The following is a 15,584-nucleotide window of genomic DNA, read 5'->3' on the forward strand; positions in this document are numbered from 1 at the left end:
GTTTCGTGTTTCCCTATGCAACAAAAAAAGCATAATATATGGACAAGAATAAAATATATATCCCGGTAATCCTGCTCCTGTTAGCCCTGTCTGTGGCATGTACCCAAAAGAAACAGAAAAGAAAGATCACGGATGCCGTGATGCAGGAAATTTATGAGGAGATAAAAACGCCGTATAAGTACGGATTGGTGATGGTGCCGCCAAATGATTCCCTGAAGATGGATTGCCCAAGTATTTTCCGGAAAGACGGGAAGTGGTATATGACCTATTTGATGTACGATGGTCGCGGGTATGAAACCTGGCTGGGAGAAAGCGATGATCTGCTGCATTGGAAAGAGAAAGGAAAAATCATGTCTTTCTCCGATACTACCGATTGGGACGTCAACCAGAAAGCCGGCTATATCGCTTTGCAGGACTACGAATGGGGAGGGAGCTACACCTGGGAAACCTATGACGATAAATACTGGATGAGCTACTTCGGGGGGGATAGCAGGGGTTACGAGGCAGGAATACTTTCCATAGGAATGGCCTATACCGAAGAATCACCTGACGAGGTACACGAATGGAAAAGGCTGTCTGAGCCCGTATTGACCCCTAAAGACAAAGAGGTAAGCTGGTGGGACAATAGCACCATGTACAAAAATTCCGTGATCCGTGACGAAAACAGGGAAACAGGCCACGAGTTCGTCATGTATTACAATGCCCGGGGAGATAGTATTAACCCTGCCCGCGGTGCCGAGCGTATCGGTATGGCGGTGTCCGATGATATGAAACATTGGGAGCGTTTCGGAAAAGATCCGGTGATCAATCATCACAAGGGAATATCCGGGGATGCGTATATTCAGCGGATCAACGATGTATGGGTAATGTTCTATTTCGGGGCCTTCTGGAAAGACGGGGCATTTAACCGTTTTGCCGTTTCCAATGACCTTATCCACTGGAAAGACTGGGAGGGAGAAGACCTGATCCGTTCTTCCGAAGATTACGATAACCGCTTTGCTCACAAATCGTTCGTGGTGAAACATGACGGTATAGTATACCATTTTTATTGTGCCGTAAACAAAAAAGATCAGCGTGGAATAGCCGTTGCCACCTCCAAAGACCTCGGGGAAAGTGATATGTATTTTGTAACCGGAAACAATGAAGAAGAATAAACTGTTTTTTTATATCATATGTACTTTTCTGGCCGGTTGTGGTTTAGCCCTGGCGCAAACCGTAACCGGTGAACCGGCAGGAATACCCCGGGTACCACAAAAATATGCCGATAGCCCCTGGGAAGATCCCCTGGTGACCAGCCTTAACAGGGATGCAGCCCGTACAACGGCCTATTCCTATACTTCCGTAGAAGATGCTCTGGAGGGCAACAGGAATAAGAGCCGCATACAAATGTTAAACGGTTTATGGGATTTCAGGTACAGCGCAAATCTCCGCGAAGCCCCGAATGATTTTTATGTTGACAGGGTAAAAGGCTGGAATACGATAGAAGTCCCTTCCAACTGGGAAATGAAGGGCTATGACATTCCTATTTATAAAAGCGCCGTATATCCTTTTCGCCCGGTGAACCCACCCTTTGTTCCTGCTGATTACAACGGCGTGGGTTCCTACCAGCGTACATTTACTGTTCCGTCCGGCTGGAAAGACAAAAACATTACCCTGCATTTCGGAGCAGTCAGTTCGGCTTTCCGGGTATGGGTAAACGGGGAATTTGCAGGCTACGGGGAGGATAGTTTTTTACCTTCGGAATTTAATGTTACTCCATACCTGAAAGAAGGAGAAAATATACTTTCCGTACAGGTGCTGCGCTGGAGCGACGGTTCTTATCTCGAAGACCAGGACCATTGGCGGATGAGCGGTATTCAGCGCGAAGTTTTCCTCATGGCCGAACCCAAACTGCGGATTCGCGATTTCTTCTGGCAGGCCGAACTGGATGAAAACTATAAAAATGCCCTCTTTAAACTGCGTCCCGATATCGAAAACCTCACCGGCGATACCATTCGGGACTATACTTTGCAGGTACAACTGTACGATCCGGAAAACCGGGAGGTATTTTCCGGGCCGATGGAAAAAAAGGCAGAAGAGATCCTCAACGAAAGCTACCCGAGGCTCGATAATGTAAAATTCGGGATGTTCGAAAAAGAGATTAAAGAACCCCGGAAGTGGAGTACAGAAACACCTGACCTGTATACTATATTGCTTGTTCTTCGAAACCCGTCCGGCGAAATAGAAGAAGTAAAAAGCAGCAAGGTAGGTTTCCGCTCCGTAGAATTTTCCAAAGAAAACAGCAAACTGCTTATCAACGGAAAGGAAACCTACGTGTATGGCGTAAACCGCCACGATCATGACCCGGTCCGGGGAAAAGCGCTTACCCGGGAGGATATAGAAAAAGATGTAAAGACGATCAAACAATTTAATTTCAATCTCATACGCACCAGCCATTACCCGAACGATCCTTATTTTTATGAACTCTGTGATAAATACGGCATTATGGTAATGGATGAGGCCAACCTGGAGACACACGGTCTGGGAGGAAAGCTGGCCAACGATACGCGCTGGTTGCACGCACATATGGAAAGACTAACCCGTATGGTACAGCGCGATAAAAACCACCCTTCCGTAATTTTCTGGAGCCTGGGGAACGAGGCAGGGAAGGGCCCGGCCTATGCCGCCATGGCGGGCTGGGCACACGATTTTGACCTTACCCGGCCCGTACATTACGAACCCGCACAGGGAAACCCGGGACTAAAAGGATACATAGCTCCCGGCGAACCCGGTTACCCTAAAGACCATGCCCATCGCATAGAAAACCCGACGGATGAGCCTTATGTGGATATGGTAAGCCGCTTTTATCCCGGGGTGTTTACTCCAAAACTGTTGGTCGACCAGGAAGCGGATACCCGTCCCATTATTTTTGTGGAATATGCGCATTCCATGGGGAATTCTACCGGTAATTTGAAAGAGCTATGGGACGAATTTCATTCCCTCCCGAGGATTATAGGCGGTTGTATCTGGGACTTTAAAGACCAGGGATTGCAGAAAAAAGATTCGGTTACAGGAAAGGAATTTTATGTCTACGGTGGAGATTTTGGAGAGAAACTACACGATGGCAATTTTAATATCAACGGCATCGTAGCTTCCGACGGCAGGCCGAAAGCAGCCATGTACGAATGCAAATGGGTTTTTCAACCGGTAAAAAGCAGTATGGAAGTTGAACAGATGCTACGGATATCCAACCGACATTCAGCCATTTCATTGGCAGAATACATACCGGAAATAGAGCTGCTTAAAAACGGTATTTCCGTTATGCAGAAAGAACTTCCGCCCTTTGCTGTCGAAGCCGGGAAAGATACCTTGATTAGCATGGCATCTTACCTGCCGGAAATGGATAAGGATTCCGAATACCTGCTCAACCTGAATTTCCGTTTGCCGGAAGACAAAGACTGGGCCCCGAAAGGGCACATCGTAGCATCGGACCAATTTATATTGCGAAAGCGTAAGCCTGTTACGATTAATGCAAATATGACAGGAATCAGTCCGGAAATTCAAAAAAAATCAAGTGCCTACATAGTTAAAGGAGAAGATTTTCAAATAAGTTTCGACCGGAAAAACGGAGCGTTGACTTCCTATGTGTTCCGTGGAGAAGAACAGGTATTTCGTCCCCTGATGCCACATTTTACCCGACCGCTTACCGATAACGACCGGAAAGGCTGGAAACCTGATAAAGTACTTAAACCCTGGTACGATGCCCGACCGGAACTGAAAAAAACGCAGGTAAAGGAGGAAAATGGTGCCGTTACCTTACAGAATACATATACGGTCATAAAGAAAAAAGCCGAGGTAGAAGTAATCTATAAGATTGCGGCGGATGGGACGGTACATGTAGACTATCACCTGAAAGCTTCTGAAGACCTGCCCAATATTCCTAAAGTGGGTATGCAAACCGGAATAAAAGATACGTACAGGAGTATCTCCTGGTACGGAAAAGGTCCGTTGGAGAACTATTCCGACCGTAATCACGGTTTCGGAGCAGGAATATATAACCTTCCGCTTGATAAGTTTACGGAACCATATGTAATGCCCCAGGAAAACGCTAACCGTACCGATGTACGCTGGATGGCCTTTACAACTTCGGGAAAGGAAAAAGGTTTACTGGTCGTGGCCGGCGATTCTTTGTTAAGTATGAGTGCATGGCCCTATACTGAAGCCGATATCAATAAAGCTAAACATACTTTTGATCTGCAGAATGCCGGTTACATTACCGTAAATATAGATCTCGTGCAAATGGGAGTAGGAGGGAACGACAGTTGGTCCGAAGTAGGGCAACCGCTGGAGAAATACCAGGTTCCGGCAGGAGAATATCATTATAACTTTTGTATTATTCCTTATATGGAAGGAGAGTTGGATGCCATGTTGCAATGATTTGAATAGAAATACTAATGTAATAATGTGATGCGCTGAGTGAGCACAGCCGGAGTGTGTCAATGCGATAATTTGAGAATGTTTAAAAGATAATAATTTCTCCTCTTTGAGGGGAGATACCAAAGGCAGAGGGGGCGCCACCCCAGTTTCCTGAATATGTAATAAGTGACTAAAATGCATAAACCAAACAAAATATTGTGGATTGTTCTGTTCATGCTGAGCATCCTTTCCTGTAATGCTCCAAAAGAGGGGGAGGAAGACAGTTTTGAACCTACATTGGAATCATCCAGACCCTGGGTTTACTGGTACTGGATGCAGTCGGCTTATTCCAGGGAAGGGATTACGGCCGACCTGGAAGCCATGAAAGAAACGGGTATAGGAGGGGCTTACCTGATGGCTATAAAAGGTCCCGCCGATCCTCCGCTTATCGATCCGCCCGTATTGCAATTAAGCCCCGAATGGTGGGATATGGTAGAATTTGCAATGAAAGAGGCCGACAGGCTCGGTATGGAGCTGGCCATGCACGCTTCCGACGGGTTTGCCGTGGCTGGTGGGCCCTGGATCACCCGGGAACTGTCCATGCAGAAAGTAGTGTGGTCGGATACGCTGGTGCGCGGAGGGCAAAAACTGGATTTACAACTCCCCATACCTCCCAATTATAAGGGATATTACGAGGATATTGCTGTCTTTGCGCTTCCTGTTAAGGAAAATTACCGGAACAGTACGCAGGTACAACCGCAAATAACATGGAGTTCGGACGATAAAACGAATTTGAACTTTCTCAGTGACCGGGATGGAAAGGGAAATGTGAAAATGTATGAAAAAGGATGGGTACAATATAGTTTCAATGAACCATTTACCTGTCGGAATATAAAAATAATAACCGGCGGTAATAACTACCAGTCCCACAGACTTATTATAGAAACCAGCAAAGACGGAGTGCATTTTGAGCGGGTAACCCGGCTGATCCCTCCGAGACAGGGATGGCAGGACACGGACGCCGCTTACACTCATGCCATAGAACCCGTAACCTCCCGTTATTTTCGTTTTGTCTATGACCCGGAAGGCTCAGAACCCGGAGCCGAAGACCTGGATGCTGCCAAGTGGAAACCAGCGTTAAAAGTAAACAAGATCATCCTTTCCGAAGAACCGAAGATCGACCAGTACGAAGGTAAATCGGGTGTAGTATGGCGCATAAGCACGGAATCGACTACGGAAATGCTCCCACCGGAAAACTGTCTCGCCAAAGAAGATATCATCAATATCACGGCCCATACCGATGCAGAAGGGAAACTTTCCTGGGATGCGCCCGAGGGAAAGTGGAAGATCATGCGTTTTGCACATACTTCTACCGGGCATACCAATGCTACCGGTGGCGGTGGGGTAGGACTGGAAGTAGATAAGTTCAACCCGGAAGCCATACGTTTACAGTTCGATAAATGGTTCGGCGAAGCTATACGTACCGCCGGTCCGGAACTGGCCGCAAGAGTATTGCGTATTTTACATATCGATAGCTGGGAATGCGGCAGTCAGAACTGGTCGCCCGTATTCCGCAAAGCCTTCAAAGAACGAAGGGGGTATGATCTGGTGGATTATCTCCCTGTCGTGGCAGGGATTCCCTTAGAAGATGCCGAAACATCCGAGAAGGTACTTTATGATGTACGTAAAACCATTTCGGAGTTAATAGCCGATAATTTCTTCGGCACTATGGCTGGCGAAGCACAAAAGGCAGGAGTAGCGTTCAGCACCGAAAATGTGGCACCTACGATGGTAAGCGATGCCCTCCGGCATTTCCGATATGTGGATTATCCCGGCGGTGAGTTCTGGTTGAAAAGCCCTACACACGATAAACCCAATGATATGCTCGATGCCATTTCAGGAGGACATATCTACGGTAAAGATATCATCCAGGCCGAAGCCTACACCGAATTACGGATGGACTGGGACGAGCATCCCGGAAACCTGAAGGCATTAGGTGACCGGAACTATGCCCTTGGCATAAACCGTTTCTTCTATCACGTCTTTGTACACAATCCCTGGCCGGACCGGAAACCCGGAATGACCCTCGACGGGGTAGGAACATACATACAACGCAACCAGACCTGGTGGAAACCGGGGAAAGCATGGATAGATTACGCGCAACGGGTTCAGTACGAATTACAAAAGGGAAAACCTGTTATAGACCTTGCCGTATTTACCGGCGAGGAATTGCCGTCGAGGGCCGTGCTGCCGGATCGGTTGGTACCTTCCCTGCCTGGAATATTCGGAGAAGAAACCGTACAAAAAGAAAGGGTACGGCTTGCCAATGAGGGACAGCCACTGGCCAAAATGCCCAAAGAAGTAACCTCTTCGGCAAATATAACAGACCTGTCCCATTGGATAGATGCCCTCCATGGATATAAATACGATTCTTTTAACCCGGATGTCCTGCTCCGAAAAGCGAAGGTAGAAGATGGTAAAGTAACTTTTGGTGCGGGCATATATTACGGAGCCCTGGTATTTTCGGGAAGCAGGAAAATGTCACCGAACGCTATGATGTCGATTGAAGTGGCGCAAAAAATACTGGAACTCGTCAAAGCAGGTGCTACCGTATTTCTGGGGACCAAACCGGAACGCACCCCCGGTTTCGGAACACCGGAAGATAAGGAGAAACTGGAAGCCGTTGTTAGTGAACTATGGGCTGGCGCTTCCGGTGGGGACACAGAAGAATTAAACAGACGAAAAATAGGAAAAGGTACGGTAATCATGCTACCCTATACCCTAACGGATTTTAGTCCGATTGGCATAGAGCCGGATATAACCATTACTGGGGAAGATACCCCGGAAAAAGTACCAGATATAGCTTATACCCACCGGCGTACGACTGCCGAAGACATATATTTTATATCAAACCAGAAAGAACGAAAACGAAGGGTGAACATATCTTTCCGGGTTACCGGGAAAGTTCCCGAACTATATGATGCGGTTTCCGGGAAGACTACAACACTGCGAGAATGGAAAACAGAAAACGGTCGGACTACAATTCCGTTGCAACTGGATAAGAATGCTTCCGTCTTCGTAAAATTTCGCGAAAAAACAAGGGAAACATCCCGGAATGAGGGAAAGAACTGGAAAAAATACGCCAAAGTACAGGAGATCGGGGAAGATTGGAAAATAATCTTTGATCCTGCGTTCCACGGCCCGAAAACTCCGGTAGTAATGCCATTGTCGGATTGGAGTACTTCCGGCAACGACAGTATCCGCTATTATTCCGGTACTGCGGTATACGAAAAGACCTTTACCTGGAACGGGGAAACCGGAGACACCTGGCTCAATCTGGGTGATGTGGCCAATATAGCCGAAGTCTCGCTTAACAATACAGATTGTGGCACGATCTGGACGTATCCGCACCGGGTATTTATAGGTGAAGCGCTGCAAAAAGGAGAAAACAAACTCGTAATCAAAATAACCAACACCTGGGCCAACCGGCTCATTGGAGATCAAAAACTCCCCGCATCCGAAAGATTGACCAATACCACGGCTCCGTTCCGTTTGGAAGATACCCCGTTGTTAAAAGCCGGGTTATTAGGGCCGGTGGTTATTGAGGAGTAAAGTAATTATTAGTTTGGAGGTTCGGAGTTTTGGAGTAGAATTATTAAAAGAATAAACATATGTAAACATGCTGTGTAATAACCGGGGCTTCGGTACACCCTTCGCTGCGCTCGGGCACTCAGCCGCCTTCGTTCTGGCTGTAACTGCAACATGTAATTTAAACTTGAAACCTGTAACCTGTAATTTATAACCAATTAATGAAACACATATTACCCTGCATATTACTTATTCTCACTGCCATCCTCCCGGCACAAACCCCAGTACTGGAAGATTATAATCCTGTATGGACGGAACAAAGTGAAAATGCTTCCGGGGCCATGCCACTGGGAGGCGGTGATATCGGTCTGAATGTGTGGGTAGAAGATGGCGACCTGTATTTTTATATATCCCGGAGCGGCACGTTTGACGAACACAATACATTGCTAAAACAGGGCCGGATGAAAATCAGATTTGAACCCAATCCTTTCGATGAAGATTTCCGTCAGGAACTGGTACTGAAAGACGGTTTTATAGAAATACAGGGGAAGGAAACAAAGGTTAAGCTGTGGGTAGATGTCTTTGACCCGGTAATTCATGCCGATATTAAAAGCCGGACCCCGGTTTCCGTCAGTGCTTTCTATGAGAACTGGCGTTACAGGAACAGGAAGGTAGAAGGAAAGGCCAACAATGCCAATTCGTACAAATGGGCACCGCAGGGGGAAATTATAACCTATAAAGACTCCGTTTCTTTTCTCAAAAACGATATCCGGTTTTACCACCGCAACAGGGAAAAAACAGTCTTTGACGTAGCAGTAGTACAACAGGAAATGACCCCGGTAAAAGAACAGATGTACAATCCGCTGGCAGATCTCACTTTCGGAGGGCATATCACTGCATCCGGCATGCTGGCAACCGGTACGGTTTCCGGGACCTACCGCGATACGGGTTTTAAAGCATGGAGGTTACAAACCTCAAAACCTGTAAAACACCAGCAACTACATATCTATCTCCATACCTCACAGGCGGAAAATATCCGGTCGTGGCAGGATAATCTTAACAAAGAGATTAAGGCATATAATAAAGAAAGTCTTGTCAAAAAGGAGAAACGTACCATGCGGTGGTGGAACGATTACTGGGAACGCAGTTTCGTATATACCGGGGAACGTGGCGCTCGGAAAACGGACACCCTGTGGCAAACAGGAAGAAACTATCAGTTGTTCCGCTATATGCTGGGTTGTAATGCCTACGGAGACTACCCGACGAAATTCAACGGCGGGCTTTTTACTTATGACCCCGTATATACTGATACCACCCTGCAATTCACTCCCGATTTCCGCAATTGGGGAGGTGGTACCATGACGGCACAAAACCAACGGCTGGTCTATTTTCCCATGCTCAAAAGCGGGGATTTCGATATGATGGATGCCCAGCTTAATTTTTATCTCCGCCTGCAGAAAAATGCCGAACTGCGCAGCGAAGTATACTGGGGGCATAGTGGGGCATCATTTACCGAACAACTGGAAAACTTCGGCCTGCCCAATCCTGCCGAATATGGCTGGAAACGCCCGGACGGATATGACCCAGGCATGCAATACAACGCCTGGCTTGAATACCAGTGGGACACCGTACTCGAATTTTGCCTGATGATGCTGGAAAGACATCGCTATAACAACAAGAGTATAGAACGGTATGTACCTTTTATCGTAAGCTGCATTCGTTTTTTTGACGAGCATTACCAGCATCTCGCCCGTAAAAGAGGGGCAAAAGCATTGGACCACGAGGGACACCTGGTTTTATACCCCGGGTCCGCTGCCGAAACCTATAAAATGACTTATAATGCCAATTCCACAATAGCCGGACTAAGAGTGATTACGCAAAAATTACTGGAACTTCCGGACGGTATGCTGAGCGATAATGAAAATATATATATCCGGGAAGCTGCCAATCTTATTCCCCCGTTGAGCTTCCGGGAAATAGAAGGACACAAAGTACTGGCTCCGGCCAAAGTATGGGAAAGGATAAACAATACCGAAGTTCCGCAATTATACCCTGTATTTCCCTGGCGGATATATGGCGTTGGCAAGCCCGGGCTGGACGTAGCAAAGAATACCTGGAAATACGATCCCGATGCTGTAAAGTTCCGCAGCCATATAGGATGGAAACAGGACAATATTTTTGCGGCGGTCATGGGCATGACCAAAGAAGCCGCGCAATTAACCCTGAAGAAAATGGCCGATTCCGGCAGGAGATTTCCCGCTTTCTGGGGCCCCGGATTTGACTGGGTACCCGATCATAACCAGGGTGGTTCCGGTATGATAGGCATGCAGGAAATGCTGCTACAGACCGCAGGAGATAAAATATACTTGTTTCCGGCATGGCCCGGTGACTGGAATGTCCATTTTAAACTGCATGCTCCCAAAAATACTACGATAGAAGCCAAACTTGAAAACGGAAAACTAAAAATAGTGGAAATACTTCCCCGGGAAAGGGAAAAAGACGTCATTAATCTACTGGATATATCGAATTCAAAAAAATAAAACCTAATGAAAGCCTTTGCGAAAAATAAAATAAATGCCATTCTGATACTTGTCGTTATAGTCACGGGTGTTCAGTGTACGGAACATAAGGATGTTACGGAAAAACAACCTGTAAAAATAGATTTTGATTTTGCCGGGCGTAAACCGGGAGAAGTACACTACCCGGAATCTGCCTCCTGGATTATAGGTGACGAAACCAGAGCCGAAAAGGAAATAGAAGGATTGATCATCCGGCTGGAGGGAGATTTGTCCTCATCATGGTATAAGGCAGGGATACAGAAGGGCGGAGAAAGTTTGCTGATAAATGATGGCTTACGTACCGGGAACAGTCTGACCCTTACCATAAGCGGACTTAAAGAAGGAGAACATTCACTGTTGACTTTTCACAATACGTTTGACAGCCCTGAGGCTACGAAGTTCCGACCTGTGAAAATCTATGTGAACGAAGAACTGAGGGAGACGGTAACCCCGAGTAACAGGGAGATAAAAATCGTAGATGCCGCTATGGCTTTTATAAAATTCAAAGCCCGGAAAGGAGAGAATGTGGTTTTTCGGTTCGAAACAGATGAAGCATCGGGAATTTCCAATGAAAACCTGGTGATTAACGGGCTGGAAATAGATATGCCAAACAAAATGAAACAAGCTTATGCACCGGAGCCCGCAAATAATGACCTTCACGTCCCCGGTGAAAGCCATGAGCTCCGGTGGAATGCACCGGAGACAAAGATGACTTATGATGTTTACTTTGGTGAAGACGAAAAAACTGTGGCTGGGGCAACCAGGAAATCACCGGAATATAAAGGAGAGATCAAGGAAAATAGTTTCAGGACGGAGAAGTTATACAGTATGCAAACCTATTTCTGGCGGGTCGATGTCATAGAGGAGAATGGTGAAATAACCCCCGGAACCGTATGGTCCTTTCGTCCGGCACAACTTGCATTTCCCGGTGCGGAAGGCTACGGGCGCTACGCGATTGGTGGCCGGGGCGGAAAAGTAGTGGAAGTCACCAATCTGAACGACAGCGGACCGGGCAGTCTGCGTGAAGCCGTAACCAGTGAAATCGGCCCGAGGACCATCGTCTTCAACGTTTCCGGGAACATTGAGTTGAAATCGAGACTGGTAGTCAACCAGCCTTATATTACCATCGCCGGGCAGACAGCTCCCGGAAAAGGGATCACTATAAGTCGTGCGCCTATAGGTCTTACCGGGGACGATGGTATTATCCGGTTCTTACGGGTAAGGATCGGTGCCGGCCGGACCTATGATGGTATGGGGTTGACAGGAGCAAACCACAGTATTATAGACCATTGCTCTATAAGCTGGACACTGGATGAAGGCTTTAGTTCCCGTGGCGCGCATAATATTACATTGCAGCGGACACTTATTTCCGAAGCACTTAATGTAGCCGGGCACAGCAAATACGAAAAAGGAAAAATGCACGGCTATGCAGCCTCGATAGGCGGTGATATCGGAAGTTTTCATCATAATCTACTGGCACATAATTACGGCAGGAACTGGAGTATTGCCGGAGGAATAAACGGTGACAGTTACTATACGGGACGACTGGATATCCGGAACAATGTAGTGTATAACTGGGGACACCGGGCTACGGACGGCGGCGCCAACCAGGTGAACTTTGTGGGGAACTACTATAAACCCGGACCTTCTACCAACTTTTTCTATGCCCTGAATGCACAACATGAAGGCGTGGGTCTCGGAAAACAACAGTATTTCTTCGATAAAAATGTGATGACAGGTTATTTCGATGAATCTAACCAGGAAAAAGGGAGGACCATTTCAATTTCCGGCCCGGCACAGGTGGATTATGAAACCTATCTGGACAAACCGTTCTTTGAATCTTATGTAAAAACACATGCCGCCCGGCAGGCTTATAAAAATGTACTTTCCGATGTGGGAACCAATCAATCGCAACAGGACGAATACGACAAAAGGATCATAAAAGAAACACGCGATAGCACCTATACCTATAAAGGCAGCAAAAGTGGTTTGCCCGGTACGATAGATACCGAGGAAGATGCCGGCGGATGGGAAAACTATCCTGAAGAAAAACGTCCCGGAGACTGGGATACCGACCATGACGGTCTGCCCGATTGGTGGGAAAAAGCACGTGGTCTGAATCCTGATTCGGTAAAAGGAGATTTCACCGATACCAATACAGATGAGGATAAAGACGGATACACCGAACTGGGCGAATATCTGGACTGGATGGCCCGACCGCATTATTTTGTGAATACCGAAACGCAAACAGCACTCTCCGGAAAGGAGCTCTTTGCAGGATATCAAAACCAGCCGGAATACACCATTCTCCAAAAGGAAAATGTAAGTGTATCCGTAACCGGAGACGAGATCATCTTCAAAAGTTCCAAAAAAGGATTTATGTACTTTGATGTACAGGTAAAAGATGCTTCCGGAGATACAATGATAAGGAGAGTGAATGCCTTTAGTATGGAATAGCCCTGTAAAGAGGGACTCGTTGCACCGGTAGCTTCGATACATTCCGAACACAGTTCGGAATACTCAGCCACCTCTGTTGAGGCTTTGAAAACCGACCCTTCGGCTTCACTCAGGGACTTATACTTGGAACCTGGAACCTGCAACTTGAAACTTGTAATCTGAAACCTGAAACAAAACCATGAAAACACACAAAAAACCCTTCTATATCATAATATTCCTTATCCTTCAGGGAATCACCGCCCAGAACAAATCCCTGGTGAATACCTCCGAAAGCCCTTACGCCCGGTTAAAAGGCGTAGGTTTGAACGACGTAACCTGGACCGGCGGTTTCTGGAAAGAGCAGTTCGAAACGGAAAAAAACAATACCCTGCCTTATATGTGGAACCTGTACCACGATGCCGAAACCACACATGCGTACAGGAATTTTGAAATAGCGGCTGGCCTGATGAAAGGAAAGCACGACGGCCCGTCGTTTCACGATGGCGATTTTTACAAAATAATGGAAGCTATGGCAGCTATGTATGCCCTGACCAAAGATGTTTCCCTGGATAAACAGATGGATGAGGCCATTGCACTCATAGCCAAAACACAACGACAGGACGGCTATCTCCATACCCCGGTACTTATCGAAGAGCGCTGGGGAACCCTGGGTGAAGAAGAACTGCAAAAACAGCTCGGTTTCGAGAAATACAATATGGGCCATTTAATGACAGCGGCCTGCATACATTACCGGGCTACCGGGAAGGACAATTTTCTGAAGGTAGCCAGGGGAGTAGCTGATTATCTCTATGATTTTTACCGGAAAGCATCGCCCGAACTTGCACGAAATGCCATTTGTCCCTCACATTATATGGGTATTGTAGAAATGTATCGTACCACCAAAGATCCCCGTTACCTGGAACTGGCCAAAAATCTTGTAGATATTCGCGGTACTACCGATGATGGAACGGATGATAACCAGGATCGTATCCCGTTCCGGGAGCAGAAAAGGGCGATGGGACATGCCGTCAGGGCCAATTATCTCTACGCCGGGGTAGCCGATCTTTATGCGGAAACCGGGGAAAAGGTACTGTTGGATAATCTGCAATCCATCTGGGAAGATGTTATTTACCGTAAGATGTATATTACCGGGGCCTGCGGGGCTCTTTACGATGGTGTATCCCCGGATGGTACCTCTTATGATCCTTCCGAAGTACAAAAAATACACCAGGCGTATGGCAGACCGTACCAGTTACCTAATGCTACCGCACATAACGAAACCTGTGCCAATATAGGCAATGTCCTTTGGAACTGGCGTATGTTACAGCTGACCGGTGAGGCCAAATATGCCGACATTGTAGAACTTGCCCTGTATAATAGCGTTTTGTCTGGTATCAGTATAAAGGGAAAGGAATTTTTGTACACCAATCCGCTATTGGTTTCGGCCGATTTGCCTTTTGAACAACGATGGGGGAATACCCGGCAGGGATATATAGCCCTGTCCAACTGCTGTGCACCCAACGTTACCCGTACACTGGCCGAAGTGAATAACTATGCCTACAGTATATCCGGGGAGGGTCTTTATGTCAACCTTTATGGTAGTAATACACTCAATACTGCTTTGCCCGATGGTAAGGAGATAATAGTCGAACAACAGACCGATTATCCCTGGGATGGAAAAATAACACTCACAATAAAAAAGACCCCTGCAAGACCATATAACCTGTTTCTCCGCATTCCCGGCTGGTGTAAGGAGACGAGTATACGAGTAAATGGTAAAGAGATTACACAGGATTTGCGGCCCGGGACTTACGCGAAGGTAAGTCGTAAGTGGAAAAGAGGTGACGAAATAGTGCTGAACCTGCCTATGCCTGTAACCCTGATGGAAGCCAATCCCCTGGTAGAAGAAGCCAGGAACCAGGTAGCCGTAAAAAGAGGGCCGCTGGTATATTGCCTTGAATCAGAAGATTTGCCCGGAGATACAAGGATAAATGAAATAACGCTTGATCCGGAAGGCGGATTTGATCTTGACAAACAGTTGATAGCAAACCGGCAGGTTGTAACGTTAAAAACCACCGCCGGGATAAAGAACAGGAAGTGGAAGAAATCGTTATACCGTCCCTTGGAAAAAGAGGGAAAAGGGATTGCCGTAAAATTTGTACCCTATTTTACCTGGGGAAACCGGGCAGTGGGAGAGATGGCTGTCTGGATGGCATATTGATGGTTTATATTTGATTTTAAGAATCTCTGATAAAAAATTACGGGATTAGCATAATTTTTTTGTTGGATCTGCAAAGCTTTTTTCATAAAATATCCTGAACTCAGTATTCACCTTGAATGCGAGCGAAAACGTTTTTGTTCGGGCGATGGCGAACGGACAAAAAGAAGGAAAAAGCAGTACAGTACAGGACACTTTCTTAAAAATGATTACTGACATTTGGCTACTCTACATTTTTAGAGTGGTATTATTATCAAATTAATATTTGTTAAAAAATCGCTTTTTCCGGAAAAACATGGACTGGTTTTCGGAAATACGAAGCGCAAAGCCTTATAGTAACCATTAATTTAAATGTAAAAAATACACAAAAATGCAATCGATTACAAATA

General features: G+C 46.6%; 6 protein-coding genes. All 6 read left to right on the plus strand.

Features of this window, described 5'->3' with window-relative positions:
* Positions 1-38: 38 nt before the first annotated feature.
* The 6 genes from ACVBDY_RS08390 (at position 39) to ACVBDY_RS08415 (ending at position 15,198) form a co-directional block, all read left to right on the plus strand.
* Complete coding sequence (locus tag ACVBDY_RS08390; RefSeq protein ID WP_447175020.1) at positions 39-1,154, plus strand: glycoside hydrolase family protein; 1,116 nt, start codon at positions 39-41, stop codon at positions 1,152-1,154.
* Positions 1,141-4,416 carry a glycoside hydrolase family 2 TIM barrel-domain containing protein gene (locus tag ACVBDY_RS08395; RefSeq protein ID WP_447175021.1) on the plus strand — a complete coding sequence of 1,092 codons (3,276 nt, stop codon included), beginning with the start codon at positions 1,141-1,143 and terminating at the stop codon, positions 4,414-4,416. The genes ACVBDY_RS08390 and ACVBDY_RS08395 overlap by 14 nt, the downstream gene beginning before the upstream one ends.
* Before the next feature lie 174 nt (positions 4,417-4,590).
* Positions 4,591-8,007, plus strand: coding sequence for a glycosyl hydrolase (locus tag ACVBDY_RS08400; protein WP_447175022.1), 3,417 nt, complete (start codon positions 4,591-4,593; stop codon positions 8,005-8,007).
* Positions 8,008-8,204: 197 nt separating this feature from the next.
* Positions 8,205-10,523, plus strand: a complete 2,319-nt coding sequence (locus tag ACVBDY_RS08405) for a DUF5703 domain-containing protein (RefSeq protein WP_447175023.1) — start codon at positions 8,205-8,207, stop codon at positions 10,521-10,523.
* A 6-nt stretch (positions 10,524-10,529) separates the two neighbouring features.
* The gene (locus ACVBDY_RS08410) at positions 10,530-12,998 is read left to right on the plus strand and encodes a pectate lyase family protein (protein ID WP_447175024.1); all 2,469 of its coding nucleotides are present in this window, start codon (positions 10,530-10,532) and stop codon (positions 12,996-12,998) included.
* A 178-nt stretch (positions 12,999-13,176) separates the two neighbouring features.
* The gene (locus ACVBDY_RS08415) at positions 13,177-15,198 is read left to right on the plus strand and encodes an aceric acid hydrolase (protein WP_447175025.1); all 2,022 of its coding nucleotides are present in this window, start codon (positions 13,177-13,179) and stop codon (positions 15,196-15,198) included.
* Positions 15,199-15,584 lie beyond the last annotated feature (386 nt).

This window comes from Sinomicrobium halophytocola, assembly GCF_052983395.1.

Bases quoted from the DNA above. Each gene is read 5' to 3' on its own strand.
- ACVBDY_RS08400 (WP_447175022.1), top strand. From the start codon at position 4,591: ATGCATAAACCAAACAAAATATTGTGGATTGTTCTGTTCATGCTGAGC.
- ACVBDY_RS08395 (WP_447175021.1), top strand. From the start codon at position 1,141: ATGAAGAAGAATAAACTGTTTTTTTATATCATATGTACTTTTCTGGCC.
- ACVBDY_RS08415 (WP_447175025.1), top strand. From the start codon at position 13,177: ATGAAAACACACAAAAAACCCTTCTATATCATAATATTCCTTATCCTT.
- ACVBDY_RS08390 (WP_447175020.1), top strand. From the start codon at position 39: ATGGACAAGAATAAAATATATATCCCGGTAATCCTGCTCCTGTTAGCC.
- ACVBDY_RS08410 (WP_447175024.1), top strand. From the start codon at position 10,530: ATGAAAGCCTTTGCGAAAAATAAAATAAATGCCATTCTGATACTTGTC.
- ACVBDY_RS08405 (WP_447175023.1), top strand. From the start codon at position 8,205: ATGAAACACATATTACCCTGCATATTACTTATTCTCACTGCCATCCTC.